The organism is Bartonella sp. AA81SXKL, from assembly GCF_042196945.1.
Taxonomy (GTDB): domain Bacteria; phylum Pseudomonadota; class Alphaproteobacteria; order Rhizobiales; family Rhizobiaceae; genus Bartonella.
Genome location: NZ_JBHIRH010000002.1, coordinates 110400 through 126286, shown reverse-complemented (window position 1 = coordinate 126286; position 15887 = coordinate 110400). Strand labels below are relative to the sequence as shown.

At 36.9% G+C, this 15887-nt stretch carries 11 protein-coding genes and 2 pseudogenes; 8 read left to right on the top strand and 5 right to left on the bottom strand.

Going from position 1 to position 15887, the window contains the following annotated elements:
* Positions 1–150 precede the first annotated feature (150 nt).
* Entirely contained in the window at positions 151–360 is a 210-nt protein-coding gene (locus ACFINZ_RS01800) for a cold-shock protein (protein ID WP_012754908.1), read from the top strand.
* 321 nt (positions 361–681) lie between these two features.
* Entirely contained in the window at positions 682–1884 is a 1203-nt protein-coding gene (locus ACFINZ_RS01795) for a pyridoxal phosphate-dependent aminotransferase (RefSeq protein WP_375634192.1), read from the top strand.
* A 1060-nt stretch (positions 1885–2944) separates the two neighbouring features.
* Here ACFINZ_RS01795 and ACFINZ_RS01790 read toward each other — a convergent pair.
* Positions 2945–3850 (bottom strand): LysR family transcriptional regulator, encoded by a 906-nt coding sequence (locus ACFINZ_RS01790; protein ID WP_273791217.1) that lies wholly within the window; start codon positions 3848–3850, stop codon positions 2945–2947.
* Positions 3851–3892: 42 nt separating this feature from the next.
* Complete coding sequence (trxB, locus tag ACFINZ_RS01785) at positions 3893–4849, bottom strand: thioredoxin-disulfide reductase (RefSeq protein WP_375636244.1); 957 nt, start codon at positions 4847–4849, stop codon at positions 3893–3895.
* A 310-nt stretch (positions 4850–5159) separates the two neighbouring features.
* On the opposite strand from trxB, the gene ACFINZ_RS01780 reads away from it, so the two are divergent.
* Positions 5160–6554, top strand: coding sequence for a TrkH family potassium uptake protein (locus ACFINZ_RS01780; protein ID WP_375634194.1), 1395 nt, complete (start codon positions 5160–5162; stop codon positions 6552–6554).
* Positions 6555–7760: 1206 nt separating this feature from the next.
* Here ACFINZ_RS01780 and ACFINZ_RS01775 read toward each other — a convergent pair.
* Together ACFINZ_RS01775 and greA are read right to left on the bottom strand one after the other, a co-directional pair.
* Complete coding sequence (locus ACFINZ_RS01775) at positions 7761–8819, bottom strand: glycosyltransferase family 4 protein (RefSeq protein WP_375634295.1); 1059 nt, start codon at positions 8817–8819, stop codon at positions 7761–7763.
* Between the two features lie 17 nt (positions 8820–8836).
* Positions 8837–9310 carry a transcription elongation factor GreA gene (greA, locus tag ACFINZ_RS01770; RefSeq protein ID WP_007347010.1) on the bottom strand — a complete coding sequence of 158 codons (474 nt, stop codon included), beginning with the start codon at positions 9308–9310 and terminating at the stop codon, positions 8837–8839.
* 339 nt (positions 9311–9649) lie between these two features.
* On the opposite strand from greA, the gene ACFINZ_RS01765 reads away from it, so the two are divergent.
* From ACFINZ_RS01765 to ACFINZ_RS01755, 3 genes are all read left to right on the top strand, one after another.
* On the top strand, positions 9650–9964 hold the full coding sequence (locus ACFINZ_RS01765) for an SH3 domain-containing protein (RefSeq protein ID WP_375612971.1): 315 nt from the start codon (positions 9650–9652) through the stop codon (positions 9962–9964).
* Positions 9965–10224: 260 nt separating this feature from the next.
* A complete protein-coding gene (gene uvrB / locus ACFINZ_RS01760) occupies positions 10225–12534 on the top strand; it encodes an excinuclease ABC subunit UvrB (protein WP_375683966.1) in 2310 nt (769 codons plus the stop codon).
* A gap of 630 nt (positions 12535–13164) precedes the next feature.
* The gene (locus ACFINZ_RS01755) at positions 13165–13950 is read left to right on the top strand and encodes a BA14K family protein (RefSeq protein ID WP_375612973.1); all 786 of its coding nucleotides are present in this window, start codon (positions 13165–13167) and stop codon (positions 13948–13950) included.
* 68 nt (positions 13951–14018) lie between these two features.
* Here the strand turns inward: ACFINZ_RS01755 and ACFINZ_RS01750 are convergent.
* Positions 14019–14330, bottom strand: a pseudogene (locus tag ACFINZ_RS01750) (MBL fold metallo-hydrolase); the annotation flags it as partial.
* Positions 14331–14334: 4 nt separating this feature from the next.
* Here ACFINZ_RS01750 and ACFINZ_RS01745 point away from each other — a divergent pair.
* A pseudogene (locus ACFINZ_RS01745) lies at positions 14335–14733 on the top strand (sensor histidine kinase); the annotation flags it as partial.
* 472 nt (positions 14734–15205) lie between these two features.
* Positions 15206–15829, top strand: coding sequence for a BA14K family protein (locus tag ACFINZ_RS01740; RefSeq protein ID WP_375634202.1), 624 nt, complete (start codon positions 15206–15208; stop codon positions 15827–15829).
* Positions 15830–15887 lie beyond the last annotated feature (58 nt).

Below are 15887 nucleotides of genomic sequence, written 5' to 3'. Positions count from 1 at the left end.
GGTTTCATCGAATTTTCGGTTACGTGACTTTCTTTCCTGTGCAATCTGCACTTTCGACGAAACTTCTCCCACCTAATTTCGATCTACAACCGTATTGAAGGAATAAAAGCTTCAATGCTCAATATAATTATATATTCTAAGGAGTTTCCTATGTCTACAGGAACAGTTAAGTGGTTTAATACAACAAAAGGTTTCGGATTCATTCAGCCTAGTGATGGTAGTGCAGATGTATTTGTACACATTTCTGCCGTCGAGCGTTCAGGTCTAAACAGTCTTAATGAAGGGCAAAAAATCTCTTATGATGTTCTTCAAGATCGTCGTTCAGGAAAATTTGCCGCTGGTAACCTTGCAGCACTTTAAAGTTTAAATTCTGCAATATTTTATTTAGAAATCTTCGTCTGTAGAGACGAAGATTTTTTATTTTGTATAAAGCATTATTTTACCTTGTTAAAATAAAAGACTGTTTATCTCCTTTGCACAATTCATCAAACCTCTTTTATACTTCCTCAAAAACTTTCATAAAATCTACGAAGAGATTATCTTGTAAAATATCTCAAAAAAGAAGAATATAAAGCCCGTGTAAGAGTATTTTGGAAGTTTTTTATTGCATACAATATAATCTCTTATAGAATATCCTTAAAGCAATAACCATTTGTTGATATAATATAAGGATTTAAAATTATGGCTTTTATTGCCGACAAACTGTCTCGTATCAAACCTTCTGCAACAATTGCTGCTTCTCAAAAGGCCCGTCATTTAAAAGCATTAGGGCGCAATGTTATTGCTTTAAGTGCTGGAGAGCCAGACTTTGATACCCCAGACAACATCAAAAACGCGGCTATTGAAGCTATTCGAAGGGGAAAAACAAAATACCCTCCCATATCTGGAATTCCAGAATTGCGCCAAGCAATTTCTGCAAAGTTTAAAAGAGAAAATAACCTTCTTTATCAACCAGAACAAATTATTGTTGGTACTGGTGGAAAACAAATTCTCTTTAATGCATTCATGGCAACTTTGAATAAAGGAGATGAGGTCATCATTCCATCCCCTTATTGGGTTAGTTATCCAGAAATGGTCGCACTCAACGATGGTACGCCTGTCTTTTTAGAAACAAAAGCCGAATTTTCTTATAAACTCCAACCACAAGAGCTAGAAGCTGCCATTACCCCCAAAACCAAATGGTTCATCTTTAACTCTCCTTCAAATCCATCAGGTGCCGCTTATACACATAATGAATTGAAAAAACTCACAGATGTTTTAGTAAAATATCCTCATGTTTATATCCTTTCCGATGATATATATGAACATCTCACATATGAGGGTTTTACCTTTGTGACTCCAGCTCAAGTAGAACCAGCGCTTTATGAGCGTACACTCACAATGAATGGTGTTTCTAAAGCCTATGCGATGACGGGATGGAGAATCGGTTATGCAGGCGGACCACAAGAATTAATTAAAGCCATGGATACCATTCAAGGACAGCAAACATCTGGAACAAGTGTCATTTCACAATGGGCTGCGGTTGAAGCACTCAACGGGCCACAAGACTTTATTGCTAAAAATAAAAATATTTTTCAAGCACGCCGTGATCTCGTTGTCTCCATGCTAAATCAAGCTCCTGGCATTCACTGTCCAACGCCTGAGGGTGCTTTTTATGTTTATCCTTCTTGCACCGGACTTATTGGAAAGAAAACACCCAATGGTCAACGTATTACGAATGATGAAGACTTTGCCATAGCACTTCTAGAAACAGAAGCTGTTGCTGTCGTCCAAGGATCTGCTTTTGGACTTGGATCAGCTTTTCGTATTTCTTATGCAACATCAGAAGAATTACTTGAAAAAGCTTGTATACGTATACAGCGTTTTTGCAACAGTTTAATTTAAAATTTTTAATATCATCTCTTGTGATTGTTTTTTGCCGAATGTTAGTATATCCGAGAAAATATCTGAAACTGTGTCATGGTCTAAATCTATCGATTCAGCAAAAATATCTATGAATAAACACAAAAATAGATGCTGTAGATAAAGATCAAAAAAATTTAGCTATCAAATAAATGAATCGGTCTATTATCATAAGAGATGACAAGCCTATTCTACTTTCTCCATTCAATTTATAACTCTAAAAAAGACCGAGCACTTTTAAACACAATTGCCCTTATAATCAAAGGCCCTTACAATAAAATCTCTTCTATTTCTCAGCTTCTTCTTCGTCCTAAAACGAAGAAGAAGCCACCTCCCATCGTTGTGTAAACAATCCAGTTTCCTTTAAGTTCTATTTAATAACTACTTGATTTACTTCATAGGCTTTATGAACAAGACCTGCCTTAAATATTCACCTCACATTCTAATAAAAAGCACTTCATGTATAAGGTTTTAAATATTTTATATCACGCCCCTAAAACACAGACTTTTACAGTACAATAGAATACCCCCTCTCAAACTCCTCATTGAATTTTAGTATTCTTAAAAAATTGTTGGATATCCACCAGTTTCGAAATTTTTTCTTTATCATCTTCCCATATATTGCAATTTCTAGGGACTCTTTCAAAAATTAAAAAAAAGCCGGACATATGTCCGGCAAATTTGGAAAATCCTCAGAGATAAAATCAATCTGATAGATCTTCGTAAGGGAACACTCAAGAAAACGAAACTGGGAGGCAACATAATCAAGAGATAGTATTCTATGTCATTTTATAAGGAAAAGCACAACAAAGACTTAAGCGTATCTGCTATGCAATAAACACATAGCTTTAAATTTGTCTCCATCATGTACCACTCTCTTTAATTAAATAGTAAAAATGTTAACTACACCATCACACGATTGTCCATTTTTCAATATATAATAACCCTCATGGTTGCTAGTATTCATAAAAAACATTTATCCCTCTTTTCAAAAATATTTACCCGCACAGCTAATTATTCCTTATAAATTAAGATATTAATATTAAAAAGACCACTGGCGAGCTTTTAAAAAAATATAATCTCGAAAAGCATTTAACCTTGCCAAATTCTTTAAATTATAAGGATAACAAAAAAAAGTATCAAAAGAAGGAATATCAACCATATCAGGAAAAAGACGCACTAAATGCTCATCATTATTGACGATATAATCAGGAAGCACAGCAATCCCAAGATCACGCATAAGCGCATTCTTTATTGAGATGATATTGTTGATTTGTAAAACTGAAACGCGCAATGATCCATCACTTCTACCAGCCTTTTCCAACCAATTTAAACCAGACAAATAAGGTGGAACAGGTTCACCGAACGAAATAATACGATGCTCATCGAGATCAGACAATTTTTCCGGCTTTCCATAATTTGCAATATACTTTTCCGAAGCATAAACATGCATATGAATTGTAAAGAGTTTTCTTTGTATAAGATCAGGTTGTTTGGGTTGATGCAAGCGAACAGCACAGTCCGCATGACACATTGTCAAATCAAGCTCTTCATCGGAAAGCAAAAGCTGAACCTGCATATCAGGATAAAGACTAAGAAATTCTGGCATACGCTCTGCAATCCACCCTGCCCCCATTCCAAAGGTCGAGGTCACACGCAAGTGCCCCGTTGGTTTTGCATAGCTTTCACTTAATTGCAAACGCACACTTTCAAGCTTCATCAAAACATCATGAGCTGTACGATAAAGAGTTTCTCCCTGTTCTGTAAGAATCAAACCACGCGCATGACGTTGAAATAAGGATACCCCAACCTCTTGTTCTAAAGCCGAAACCTGTCGTGAAACGGCTGATTGAGATAAATGAAGTTTTTGAGCAGCATGCGTAAAAGATCCCGCTTCTGCTGCAGCGTGAAAAACCCTTAACTTATCCCAATCCAACGGTGGCGCCACAATTAATTCTACCTCTATATTCTCTATGTTCTCAATGAGTGACTAACGCTTGGGTATATCCAAAAACCGTTCTGCTTCCAACGCTGCCATACATCCTCTTCCCGCAGCTGTTACAGCTTGGCGGAATGTTTCATCTGTCACATCCCCAGCAGCAAAAACACCAGCAATGCTTGTTGCTGTTGAGTCTGGTGCTGTCCATAAATAGCCGCCTCGTTTTTGTTTCAGCTGTCCTTCAAACAGAGAAACAGCAGGATCATGCCCAATGGCAATAAATATGCCCTCTGCATTCACTTTCATCTCGTGACCTGTCTTAACATTTTTCAGACGTGCCCCTGTTACAACAGCGCCCATTGAATCTTGAGCTGGCAGCCCCACAATTTCTTCAACCACATGATCCCAAAGAACACGTACATTATTACAAGCCAGCAACCTATCTTGCAAAATTTTTTCTGCCCGAAACTGCCCCCGCCTGTGAACCACGCTTACACTTTTAGCCAAATGCGATAAATAAAGTGCTTCTTCAACAGCCGTATTTCCTCCTCCCACGACAATAACGTCCTTATCACGATAAAAAAAGCCATCACATGTAGCACAAGCAGAAACACCTCCGCCCATAAAGGTCTGTTCACTTTCTAAACCAAGCCAGCGCGCTTGAGCTCCTGTTGCAATAATCAGTGCATCACAAGAATATTGTGTTCCTGAATCCCCATATAAGACAAAAGGATACTTCAACAAATCAGCCTTTATAATTGTATCATAGACAATTTTTGTCCCCATATTCTCAGCTTGTTTCGCCATTTGTTCCATCAACCATGGTCCTTGAATGGGATCTGCAAAACCTGGATAATTCTCAACATCAGTTGTAATTGTCAATTGCCCCCCCTGCTGCAAGCCCGTCACCAAAACAGGCTTAAGCATTGCTCTTGCTGCATAGATCGCCGCTGTATAACCAGCCGGACCTGAGCCAATAATCAGCAGACGAATATGCGATTGTACCATTAAATCCCCTTCACTTTATTATAACTTAATTATTCTATAAATGATAACGGAATGCAGCCTTTTAAAAAAATATTTTTCAAGAGCCCTAATTATGTTATGTATACTTCTTTTCAAGTTTTATGAAAAGGTCTGATTACTAATTCATCAAGGCACGCTAATGTTAAGAATTAATCCTTATCCTATAAAGAGAAAAATGTAACTTCTTATGAGCACAAAACCATAATAAAAAGAGATACAAAGATAGGGAACGATCATTTTTCAATTTATTATCAATGTCTGTGCACGTTTTGCCTTAATCATGGGAGGAGCAATGCTTTTGCCAATTTTTGTGGATTTGCACGACAACAATCGTAATTGGATAAGCTTTCTCTATTCTTGTGCCATAACCACCATGTTAGCAACGCTGATTCTTCTAGCAACTAAGGGAGCTACTTGTCGTTTTTCAGCACGGCTTGGCTTTATGCTCACTGTTTGTCTTTGGCTTACAGGAAGCATCGTAGGTGCCTTACCTCTTTATCTTTCTCCTCTTCCCATTTCTCTAGCAGGAGCTATTTTTGAATCTGTTTCTGGAATTACAACAACAGGCTCCACAGTCCTTTCTGATCTTGATAATTTATCGCGAAGTATTTTATTATGGCGTTCTCTTATTTGCTGGATTGGGGGCATTGGTTTTATCGGTTTAGCCCTCTTAATTTTGCCTTCACTGCGTGTGGGTGGCGTGCGGCTTTTTCATATGGAATCATCTGATAAATCTGAAAAAATATTGCCTCGCATCAACCAAATTGCTAACGGAATTATCATCGCTTATGTTGGGTTAACATTGGCTTGTATGCTTTCTTATTTTGCTGCAGGCATGAATTTATTTGATGCCATTAACCATGCAATGAGTACAGTAGCAACAGCTGGTTTTTCAACGCATGATGCTTCTTTTGGCTATTTTTCTGATACACCAGCCATCTTAATTATTTCAACAATCTTCATGTTGCTTTCTGCTCTACCCTTCGTACTTTATGTTAAATTAGTTCTTCCTGGACACTCCAAACGCTTCCTTGACCCACAAGTGATTGTTTTTCTCCATATCGTTCTCCTTTTCAGCTTTGCTTTAGCGGCATGGCTACGGTTTTATGATCATCGCGCGTTCTACTTGATTTTTCTTGATGTCATTTTTCACCTTTCATCCATTATTAGCACCACCGGTTACAGCGCTGAAGATTATCAACTTTGGGGAGCATTTGCGCTTGGAATTTTCTTTATTGTTTCTTTTACAGGCGGATGTGCTGGTTCTACTTCTGGTGGCATGAAAATCAATCGCCTCATTATTCTTTGGCGTATTACACAAACAAATATAGAAAAACTTCTTTCTCCTAATGTCGTTGTAAAAGCGCGCTACGATCACTCAAATATATCAAATGATGTTGCTCAAGCCGTTTTGTTTTTTGTCTGTCTTTATATGTTTTGCCTTGTTATCGGCACTGCACTTTTGCTTACAACCGGTCTTGACTTTACCTCTGCCTTTACGGGGGTCTTAACCGCACTTTCAAATGTTGGTCCAGGCTTTGGAGATATTATTGGCCCTACTGGTAATTTCTCTACAATCAACGATCATGCTTTATGGATTTTAAGTTTTCTAATGTTAGCTGGACGCCTTGAAATCATAACAATATTCGTCCTTTTTATTCCCGCTTTCTGGCGTGAACAATTCTAATGCATAGAGTATTTTATGCTACCATGATAAAAAATTTACAAGATAAAAAGGCGAGAACAGTATGCATCATAATATTTACCCCTTACTCAATCCACTGAAGATTTCCTAAAATTTCATACAAAACATCATATCAATGATATAAAAATAATTCAACAAAAACAATCAAATACCGATATTCTCAAAGCCATAACATATAAAACTTCACTTTATTGATCTTCTTTATCAAATAAAGTGGACGCATAGAACATTCTTTTTTACGAATAATCTCTCATGCAAAAATATGAACATTTGCTGATAAAAGTGTTTTTCTTTTTAATAGAGTTACACCCTTATAGAAAATAAAATGCTATTATATTACGAACTCACAAGCTTGTAAAAAACATCTCACAATACTCATCACCCCCATTTCACGACAGCCCTTATGAAAGATATAAAATGGGCACCATCATTTTTACTTAAATAATAATAAGGTGCAAGTCGCTACTACAAAATAAGATATAAATTAGTACCACTATATTATTTTCTTTCTGCTAATATCGTAACAGCCTGCATTTCAGACAATTTATAAGAAATCTCTTTACACCCTGTCTTCAATAGTTTTTATCCACCACATGCCTTCTTCCAATTGTGATGTGCAAGAAGATAGCTCTCATTAATTTAATATCAACAGATTTTACATGAGAAAATCTTACGGTACTCAAAGCTCTTATTCAAATTGAAAAGGTAAATTATCTATAAAAATCATATATATTGATCTTAAATCCATCTTATTATGAATTTATTGAAAATATGTACGACTATTTTATTCATGGAGATACCATCATTATCTTTTTAAGACAAGAAAACGTTTTTTTGCTATCTATTTAAGTCTTACAAAACGAACAATATCAGTACGACACCGTATAAGATAGTGCATAAATCCCCAGACTTGAGTTAAAGCATTATTTTCTTATTCTAAAATATCAATGAATAAAAGTAGCTTTCCTCTCTCTTAGTATGCTTTATCATAAACTACATATCGCTCTCAAGCGTATACATTTTTAATATTTTATCCAAAATTTTGAGAACTTTTTATAGCGTGCTACTAAAGACAATATAAATTTTGTAAAATAACATTTATATCATTGAGCTGTTTTCTTGATGACTATGAAAAACCTTTAAGGAAAATACTTTTATCATTCCTCAAAAAGATTTTTGATATAATAATCAAAGTGTTTTTTCTGCAAACAGTTCTTTGTAAACACTTTCAATCTTGCTTGCCTCTTTTTCCAAAGGAAAGTGAGTACGAACATGGGTTAAAGCTTTCTTTCCGGCTGCCAATGTTTTTTCTACATCAGCAAAATAAGGTTCAATTGCTGCTGTTAAAGCCGCTCCATCTCCTGCTTGAACAACCGTTCCTGTTCCCTCGACCACCAATTCTTTAAAAATTCCTACATCACTCGCCACTACAGCCGTCTGTGATGCCATTGCCTCCAATGGTGTCAGACCAAAACCTTCCAAACGAGAAGGAGTTACATAAAGTGATAAACGGCGATACCACACAGGTATATCAAGCCTTTCACCAAGAAAAATAATGCGGTCGTTTAAACCAGCTTCAGCAATCTTCTGTCGTAATTTCTTTTCAAAACCATAATGCTGTTCTGTAGTCCGACCAGCGATAAGTGCTGTCCATTCGGGATAGTCAGGCAATAATGCTATCATCGCGTCCACAAACAAATCAGTACCCTTTAAATAGCGCACGCGCCCAAAACATCCTACCGCATATTTTCCTGGCACCCCAGTTGCTGGAAAGTAATCATCAGGAATTTGGGGGGGTGAAAAACGCCTAATATCCACTCCATGCATAATAACCTTATGAGGCACTTCTAGATAGGTTCCCGTACATACACTAGTAGCGATAACTTTATCCATACGACGAAGCAACCATTTGGTAAAAGGCTTGTGTTCGCGTCGAGATGCCGAAGTAAAGATGAGTTTAAGCTTCATTCGCAAAACATCGCGCAAAAAGATCCCACAAAGCATCTCAATATTGCGTCGTGCATGCCAAATACGAAATGGCTTCCCTTTCGGACTTTTCCAAAGTCCGAAAAGGTCCTTAAAGGCGAGTGTCGGTAAAGTTCGTGGTAAACCAAACCCCAAAGTGGATATACGCACACCCTGTTCGCGTTGCAGTGGAATAAGCTGAATAATCGTAGATGTTACTCCCGATAAACGCCTTTTCAAGTGAGGCGCAATAATCTCAGTTTCGTCCAAAGATACACGCATAATAATCCATATGTTATTTAGATGTACTGAACCTTAATGATCTCGTAATTATGCGCACCACCTGGTGCATTCACCTCAATCACATCACCTTCTTGCTTGCCAATAAGTGCACGTGCGATAGGCGAAGAAATAGAGATTTTACCAACCTTTACATCAGCTTCTTGATCTCCTACGATCTGATACACTTTTTTTTCTTCAGTATCCTCATCCAAGAGTTTAATGGTTGCGCCAAATTTTATTTTGTCACCTGAAAGACGCGAGACATCTATAACTTCTGCTCGTGCGATATAATCTTCAAGCTCATTTATACGCCCCTCATTATGACTTTGCGCTTCTTTAGCTGCATGATACTCAGCATTTTCAGATAAATCACCATGCGCACGCGCCTCAGAAATTGCTTCAATAATTCGCGGACGCTCCTGTTGTTGACGCCAACGCAACTCTTCTTTAAGACTCTCAAAACCAGCTGTAGTCATCGGAACTTTTTCCATAATCCGTCCCTTTCTATTACACGGAAGGTTTAATAAAAATACAAAAAACGGCTTCCAAAATTACTTTTGGAATCCGAAAACTACGATCTTTTTTATTATATAGTACAGTATCGCTGTTTTCCATACAAAAATAAATAAAGGAAACAAAACATGCACAAATAGTGATTAAAACATCTCATTTTGGTGTTTAAAACGTTAAACTTCACTCTTCTCTTTAAAGTATCCTAAAGAAGAAAGAATTGTATTTTTTTCTGTTTTATCATAATCTAGTATAAAGAAATTATATGGAATATGAAGAGAGAAGGATAGAAAATCTCTAAAGAAATTCTTTACAGAAAAATGAAAAAAATCGTCATTTTTTTTATGTTTGGCTCTTTCTTTTTAGCCACAACAATATCAGAGGCAGCAGATGCTTTTGTTACGAGAAATCTTAATTTTAGAACAGGTCCCAGCACTCAGTATGCACTTTGCGGCTTAATCTCTGCTGGAGAATTAGTTTTTGTTAAAAACTGTGAAGGAAATTGGTGCCATATCCGATATAACACTCAAATAGGTTGGGTGTCATCTCGTTATCTTTCATTTAAAGATGGAAATGATCTTTATCACACATATACAATGTCTTTAATGCCCAAACGTACCGATTATTCTCCATAACAGCCATAATAACTTATGCCCTCTTGAATATCATCATGGTAAAAATGCAATAGTGTTCACGAACAACCACAAAGATGCTCCCTCCAAAGAAATACTTCGAAGAATTTGTCTCATAGAAAAAACTTGATTAATATCCTAATGAAGGCTTCAATAAACCAAAACAAATCTGTTCAATAACGTTTTGCTGTTGTCGTAATGAAATTGTAAAAATTAGTATTTTCTTTAAAATCACCAGCACTTTTCTATCAAAGGATACAACAATGAAAAATGGTGTTACTGCAACAGTAGAAGCTCTTTCTGCTCTTATTGCTTCAGGTAATCCTCTTTTTAAGAATGGTGCATTATGGACACCTCACCGCCCTATTCGTCCCGAAAAATCTGAAGGTGGTATTCCATTTCAACTCGAAACATCTTTTAAACCAGCGGGGGATCAACCTCAAGCCATTAAAACTCTGGTTGAGGGAATTCAAAAAAATGAACGTACACAAGTGCTTTTGGGTGTTACCGGCTCAGGAAAAACCTATACAATGGCCAATATCATTGAAAAAACACAGCGTCCAGCTTTAATATTAGCTCCCAATAAAACTCTAGCAGCGCAGCTTTATGGGGAATTTAAAAGTTTTTTTCCCCATAATGCCGTCGAATATTTTGTTTCCTATTATGACTATTATCAGCCAGAAGCCTACGTTGCACGCTCTGATACCTATATTGAAAAAGAATCCTCAATTAATGAACAAATCGACCGTATGCGCCATGCTGCAACACGTGCTGTCTTAGAGCGTGATGACGTCATTATTGTCGCATCTGTATCCTGTATCTACGGGATTGGTTCAGTAGAAACTTATACTGCTATGACCTTCCAAATAGCAAAAGGGGACAAACTCAATCAACGAAAACTCTTGGCTGATTTAGTCTCTCAACAGTATTATCGACAAGATATCAATTTCATTCGTGGTTCCTTTCGTGTTCGAGGGGATACAATCGAAATTTTCCCTGCCCACCTCGAAGATCGTGCTTGGCGTATTTCGCTCTTTGGCGATGAAGTGGAAACAATTACGGAATTTGATCCTCTAACGGGTCAAAAAACAGGTGATCTTCAATCGATTAAAATTTATGCCAACTCACACTACGTAACACCACGCCCAACACTTAACCAAGCGATGAAATCGATCAAAATGGAACTCGTTCAACGCCTCGATGAATTAAATGCGGCTGGACGTCTTTTAGAAGCACAACGTTTAGAACAACGTACAATTTTTGATTTAGAAATGTTGGAAACTACCGGCTCATGCTCTGGAATCGAGAATTATTCACGCTTTTTAACGGGACGAAAACCCGGAGAACCACCACCAACCTTGTTCGAATACATTCCAAATAATGCTCTTGTTTTTATCGATGAAAGCCACGTAACCATTCCCCAAATTGGTGGCATGTACCGAGGTGACTTTCGTAGAAAAGCAACCTTAGCAGAATATGGTTTTCGCCTCCCTTCTTGTATGGATAACCGTCCTTTACGCTTTGAAGAATGGGATGCTATGCGCCCACAAACGATTGCTGTCTCCGCAACACCTGGACGGTGGGAAATAGAACAATCTCACGGCACTTTTGCAGAACAAGTTATTCGCCCCACAGGGCTTGTTGACCCACCAACAGAGGTTCGTCCAGCCAAAAATCAAGTCGATGATGTTGTGAATGAAATTCGTAAAACAATTCAAAAAGGCTACCGTACATTGGTGACAGTTCTCACAAAGCGTATGGCCGAAGACTTAACTGAATATCTCCACGAACAAGACATTCGTGTACGCTATATGCATTCTGACATTGATACATTAGAGCGCATTGAAATTCTACGCGATCTTCGGCTTGGCACCTTTGATGTCCTCATCGGTATTAACTTGCTCCGAGAAGGCTTAGATATTCCAGAATGTGGTTTTGTTGCCATTCTAGATGCCGATAAAGAGGGCTTTTTGCGCTCTGAAACTTCCCTCATACAAACAATCGGACGTGCTGCACGTAACGTAGATGGCCGTGTTGTCCTCTATGCAGATACGATCACTGGTTCCATAGAACGAGCCTTACTGGAAACACAAAGACGTCGACAAAAACAAATAGCCTATAATGAAGAACACCATATCACACCGAAAAGTATCAAAAAAAATATCGGAGATATTCTTAATTCAGGCTATGAAAACAACCATATTCATACAAATATCCCTGATGTCATCGAGAAAAAAAATATGGTTGGCAACAATTTAGCATCTCATATTAAACACCTCGAAAAATTAATGCATGAAGCAGCTGCTGATCTTAATTTTGAAGAAGCAGCACGCCTTCGCGATGAAATCAAACAATTACAAAAGATAGAACTAGAACTCGCGGAAAATCCCTTAACACATCATAGCAAACAATCCACCCATGAGCGCGTATTACAACCAAGTCTTTTCTCCAAACCAGACCTTGCACACATGGGACCAACCATGGACACTGGTATTTTGGAAAATCAAAAAGGAAAATCTCGTAAAAACACCCCTAATCAAGCAACAATAAAACGAAAAAAACGCAATCAATGAAGGAGCAAAAAATTTCAAACCGCATAAAATAATCTTCAGTTCTTCTAAAAAAAGACGAAAGCTCAAAAGCAAACAGCGTTATCCGAAAAATAGACAACCTCCAACATCAAGGGTGCTTCAATTTGTCTAAAACAACATGAGAGAGAACATTTTATAAAAATTTTCTAAAATATATTATCTTTATACAGTTATACTCTGATATCTAACTCAATATTATTTATCCTTACAAGAAAATATTCAAATAGGACACTGTCCTATAACACAAATAAAGTAAAATAAGACTTTCTCATAGAACCATAAGCCTATGATAAAAAATGATAACTTTTATTCATATCCCTATTGTTCAATTCATATTGTACCAAACAATAAAAAATTATCCCTAAATAAAGAGTTTATATTCCATAGTAAAAAATCGTGGACTCTCAATACAAACTTATTAATTAACCTCAAGCAGAGTACATTAATTGAAATCAAAATTCTGTTATGATTTCATTTTACTGTCTCCGCGATAGATTTAACTAAATAAATTTTTATTTTTTTTGTCACAATAAAGCCCAAAATTGTTCAGGCTCTATTCAGTTTGAAACGTGTAGGATGTGAAAAATACGAATTTACACAAGGAGCATCATTATGAAAAAAGTGATCAGGTTAGCGGTATTATCAGCAATGTCAACTGTGACCGTTTTGATGCCGCTAAATGCAACGCTTGCGGATATGGCATGGAATCGTAGTGACTCTATCTCGAGAGAAATAGATGATATGATGAGGAAGATGCGTAAAGAAACAGATGATGCGATAAGGGAAATGAGGAAGAAAGCTGATATTCTGCCTTGCGGTTTTTCTCGCTCCCATTGTTCTGATAAAAAACGTAGCTTTTTATCTGATGATTTCCAAAAGTTTGTTGATGATTTCCACAAAAGTTCTGATGACGACAAGAGAAGATTTAAAGCCAAACATGAAAGGTCTGTAGCCAAACAGAGTAAGACGGAACAACAACAACATCATCATCACCACCACCACCATTATCATCATGTTGAAAACAAAACATATCATTACGTCGAGCGCAAAAAGACAAAACACAGTAATATTCATATAGATAACTCAGGAGATGCTTTAGCGGTGGGTATTCTTGGTCTTGCAACAGGTACGATTCTTGGTACAATTTTAAAAAAACCAGAACAGCCACAAGTGGTTTATCAAATAGTACCACAAAATCAGGTAATTTATCAAAAAGTTCCGCAAAATCAAAGAGTTTATCAAGTGCAGCAAACAGTGGCATATGAGCCACTCCAGCAATCATTAGAATCTGATTGGCTTAACTATTGCAAGAAAAAATACCGTTCCTTTAACCCTAAAACAGGGACCTTTCGAGACCGTAATGGTTTGGAACACATTTGTTATGCCCCAATAAATTAACTTCTGTTCCGTCCTACTAAAAAGTCTTAAATGGCACAAAAAAACGCTTCAAAGCGTTTTTTATTTGCTCATATATTAAAATCTTGAAGAAAAGGATTATTTTGGCGCTCATAGCCTATGCTACTTTTGGGACCATGCCCACAGATAAAACAAACATCATCGCCTAAGGGTAAAACTTTTTCTCGAAGGGATTGCATCAATTTTTCATAAGAACAGAAGGGGAAGTCCGTACGTCCAATAGAACCACGAAAGAGAACATCACCCAAGAGGGCTAAGCGCTCTTTTTCATTGAAATAAAGAACATGACCAGGGGAATGCCCCAGTGTATGTAAAACCCTAAACTCATGTCCAGCAAAATACACACACTCACCATCTTCTAACTATATCGAACAACGCACCACGATGCTTTCGGGTGTAAGCCATGATTTAAGAACCATTCTCACCCGTTTTAAACTTCAGCAAACATTAGCAAATACTGACTTTGATATCAAGCCGCTTGAACAAGATGTGAGCGACATGCAAAATATGTTAGAAGATTACCTTGCTTTTGCCCGTAGTGAAGAAAGTGAGTATGTTAAAACTTTTGATTTAAATGCTCTTATGCAAAAATTCTCTACCGATGCGCATCTTCACAAACGTCAATTTTCCTACACCATTGAAAGCCCTACACAAATACAAGCACGCCCACGTGCCTTCACGCGTCTCATCAGCAATCTTGTGTCAAATGCATTTTGTCATGTCAATACTGTCAAACTAACAGCCATATCCCAACAAAAATGTTTCCCATATATCAAAAAAAGTTCCCGCAATATATTATATTTATACAGTTATAATATGATATCGAACTCAATATTTAGCCTCACAAGAGAGTAGTCAAACAGGACTGTATTCAATCACACAAATAAGGTTCTATCTTAGCACCATAAGCCTATAATAAAAAACGATAACTTTTGTTCATACACCTATTGTTCAATTCATATTGTATCAAGCAATAAAAAAGTACTCATCAATAAATAATTTATAACCAATAGTAAAAAATCTGGTGCTCTAAATACAAGCTGCTTAATTAACCTTAAAAAGAGTACATTAATTGAAATCAAAATTCTGTCATGATTTTATTTTATTGTATTGATAATAGTTTTAACTAAATGAATTTTTATTTTTTTGTCACAATAAAGTCCAAAATTGTTCAGGCTCTATTCAGTTTGACACGTGTAGGATGTGAAAAATACAAATTTACACAAGGAGCATCATTATGAAAAAAGTGATCAGATTAGCGGTATTATCAGCAATGTCTACTGTAACCGTTTTGATGCCATTAGATCCAACGCTTGCGGATATGGCATGGTATCATAACTATGACATGAGAAGGGAGGCTGGTTTACCGTCTCACAATTTTAGCTCCCATTTTTCTCATAGTGAACATCACTCTTTTGATAATCCCCACAAGCGTCATTATGTTAGCCATAAATGGGGAGCACAACAACACCATCATGTTGAACACAAGACATATCATTATGTCGAGCGCAAAAAGACAAAACACAGTAGTATTAATATAAATAACTCAGGAGAAGCTTTAGCAATGGGCATTCTTGCTCTTGCAGCAGGTGCACTTCTCGGCAAAATTTTTAAAAAATCAGAACAACCACAAGTTGTTTATCAAACCGCACCACAGCATCAAATTGTATATCAACAGGTTCCACAAGAACAGATAATTTATGAAGCTCCGCAAACGGTGGAATATGAGCCAGTACAACAATCATTAGAATCTGATTGGCTTCAATATTGCAAGAAAAAATACCGTTCTTTCAACCCTAAAACAGGGACCTTTCGAGACCGTAATGGTTTGGAACACATTTGTTATGCCCCAATAAATTAACTTCTGTTCCGTCCTACTAAAAAAGTTTTAAATGGCAAAAAAACGCTTCAAAGCGTTT

Bases quoted from the DNA above. Each gene is read 5' to 3' on its own strand.
- ACFINZ_RS01800 (WP_012754908.1), top strand. From the start codon at position 151: ATGTCTACAGGAACAGTTAAGTGGTTTAATACAACAAAAGGTTTCGGA.
- ACFINZ_RS01795 (WP_375634192.1), top strand. From the start codon at position 682: ATGGCTTTTATTGCCGACAAACTGTCTCGTATCAAACCTTCTGCAACA.
- ACFINZ_RS01755 (WP_375612973.1), top strand. From the start codon at position 13,165: ATGAAAAAAGTGATCAGGTTAGCGGTATTATCAGCAATGTCAACTGTG.
- greA (WP_007347010.1), bottom strand. From the start codon at position 9,310: ATGGAAAAAGTTCCGATGACTACAGCTGGTTTTGAGAGTCTTAAAGAA.
- ACFINZ_RS01740 (WP_375634202.1), top strand. From the start codon at position 15,206: ATGAAAAAAGTGATCAGATTAGCGGTATTATCAGCAATGTCTACTGTA.
- ACFINZ_RS01775 (WP_375634295.1), bottom strand. From the start codon at position 8,819: ATGCGTGTATCTTTGGACGAAACTGAGATTATTGCGCCTCACTTGAAA.
- ACFINZ_RS01765 (WP_375612971.1), top strand. From the start codon at position 9,650: ATGAAAAAAATCGTCATTTTTTTTATGTTTGGCTCTTTCTTTTTAGCC.
- uvrB (WP_375683966.1), top strand. From the start codon at position 10,225: ATGAAAAATGGTGTTACTGCAACAGTAGAAGCTCTTTCTGCTCTTATT.
- ACFINZ_RS01780 (WP_375634194.1), top strand. From the start codon at position 5,160: ATGCTTTTGCCAATTTTTGTGGATTTGCACGACAACAATCGTAATTGG.
- trxB (WP_375636244.1), bottom strand. From the start codon at position 4,849: ATGGTACAATCGCATATTCGTCTGCTGATTATTGGCTCAGGTCCGGCT.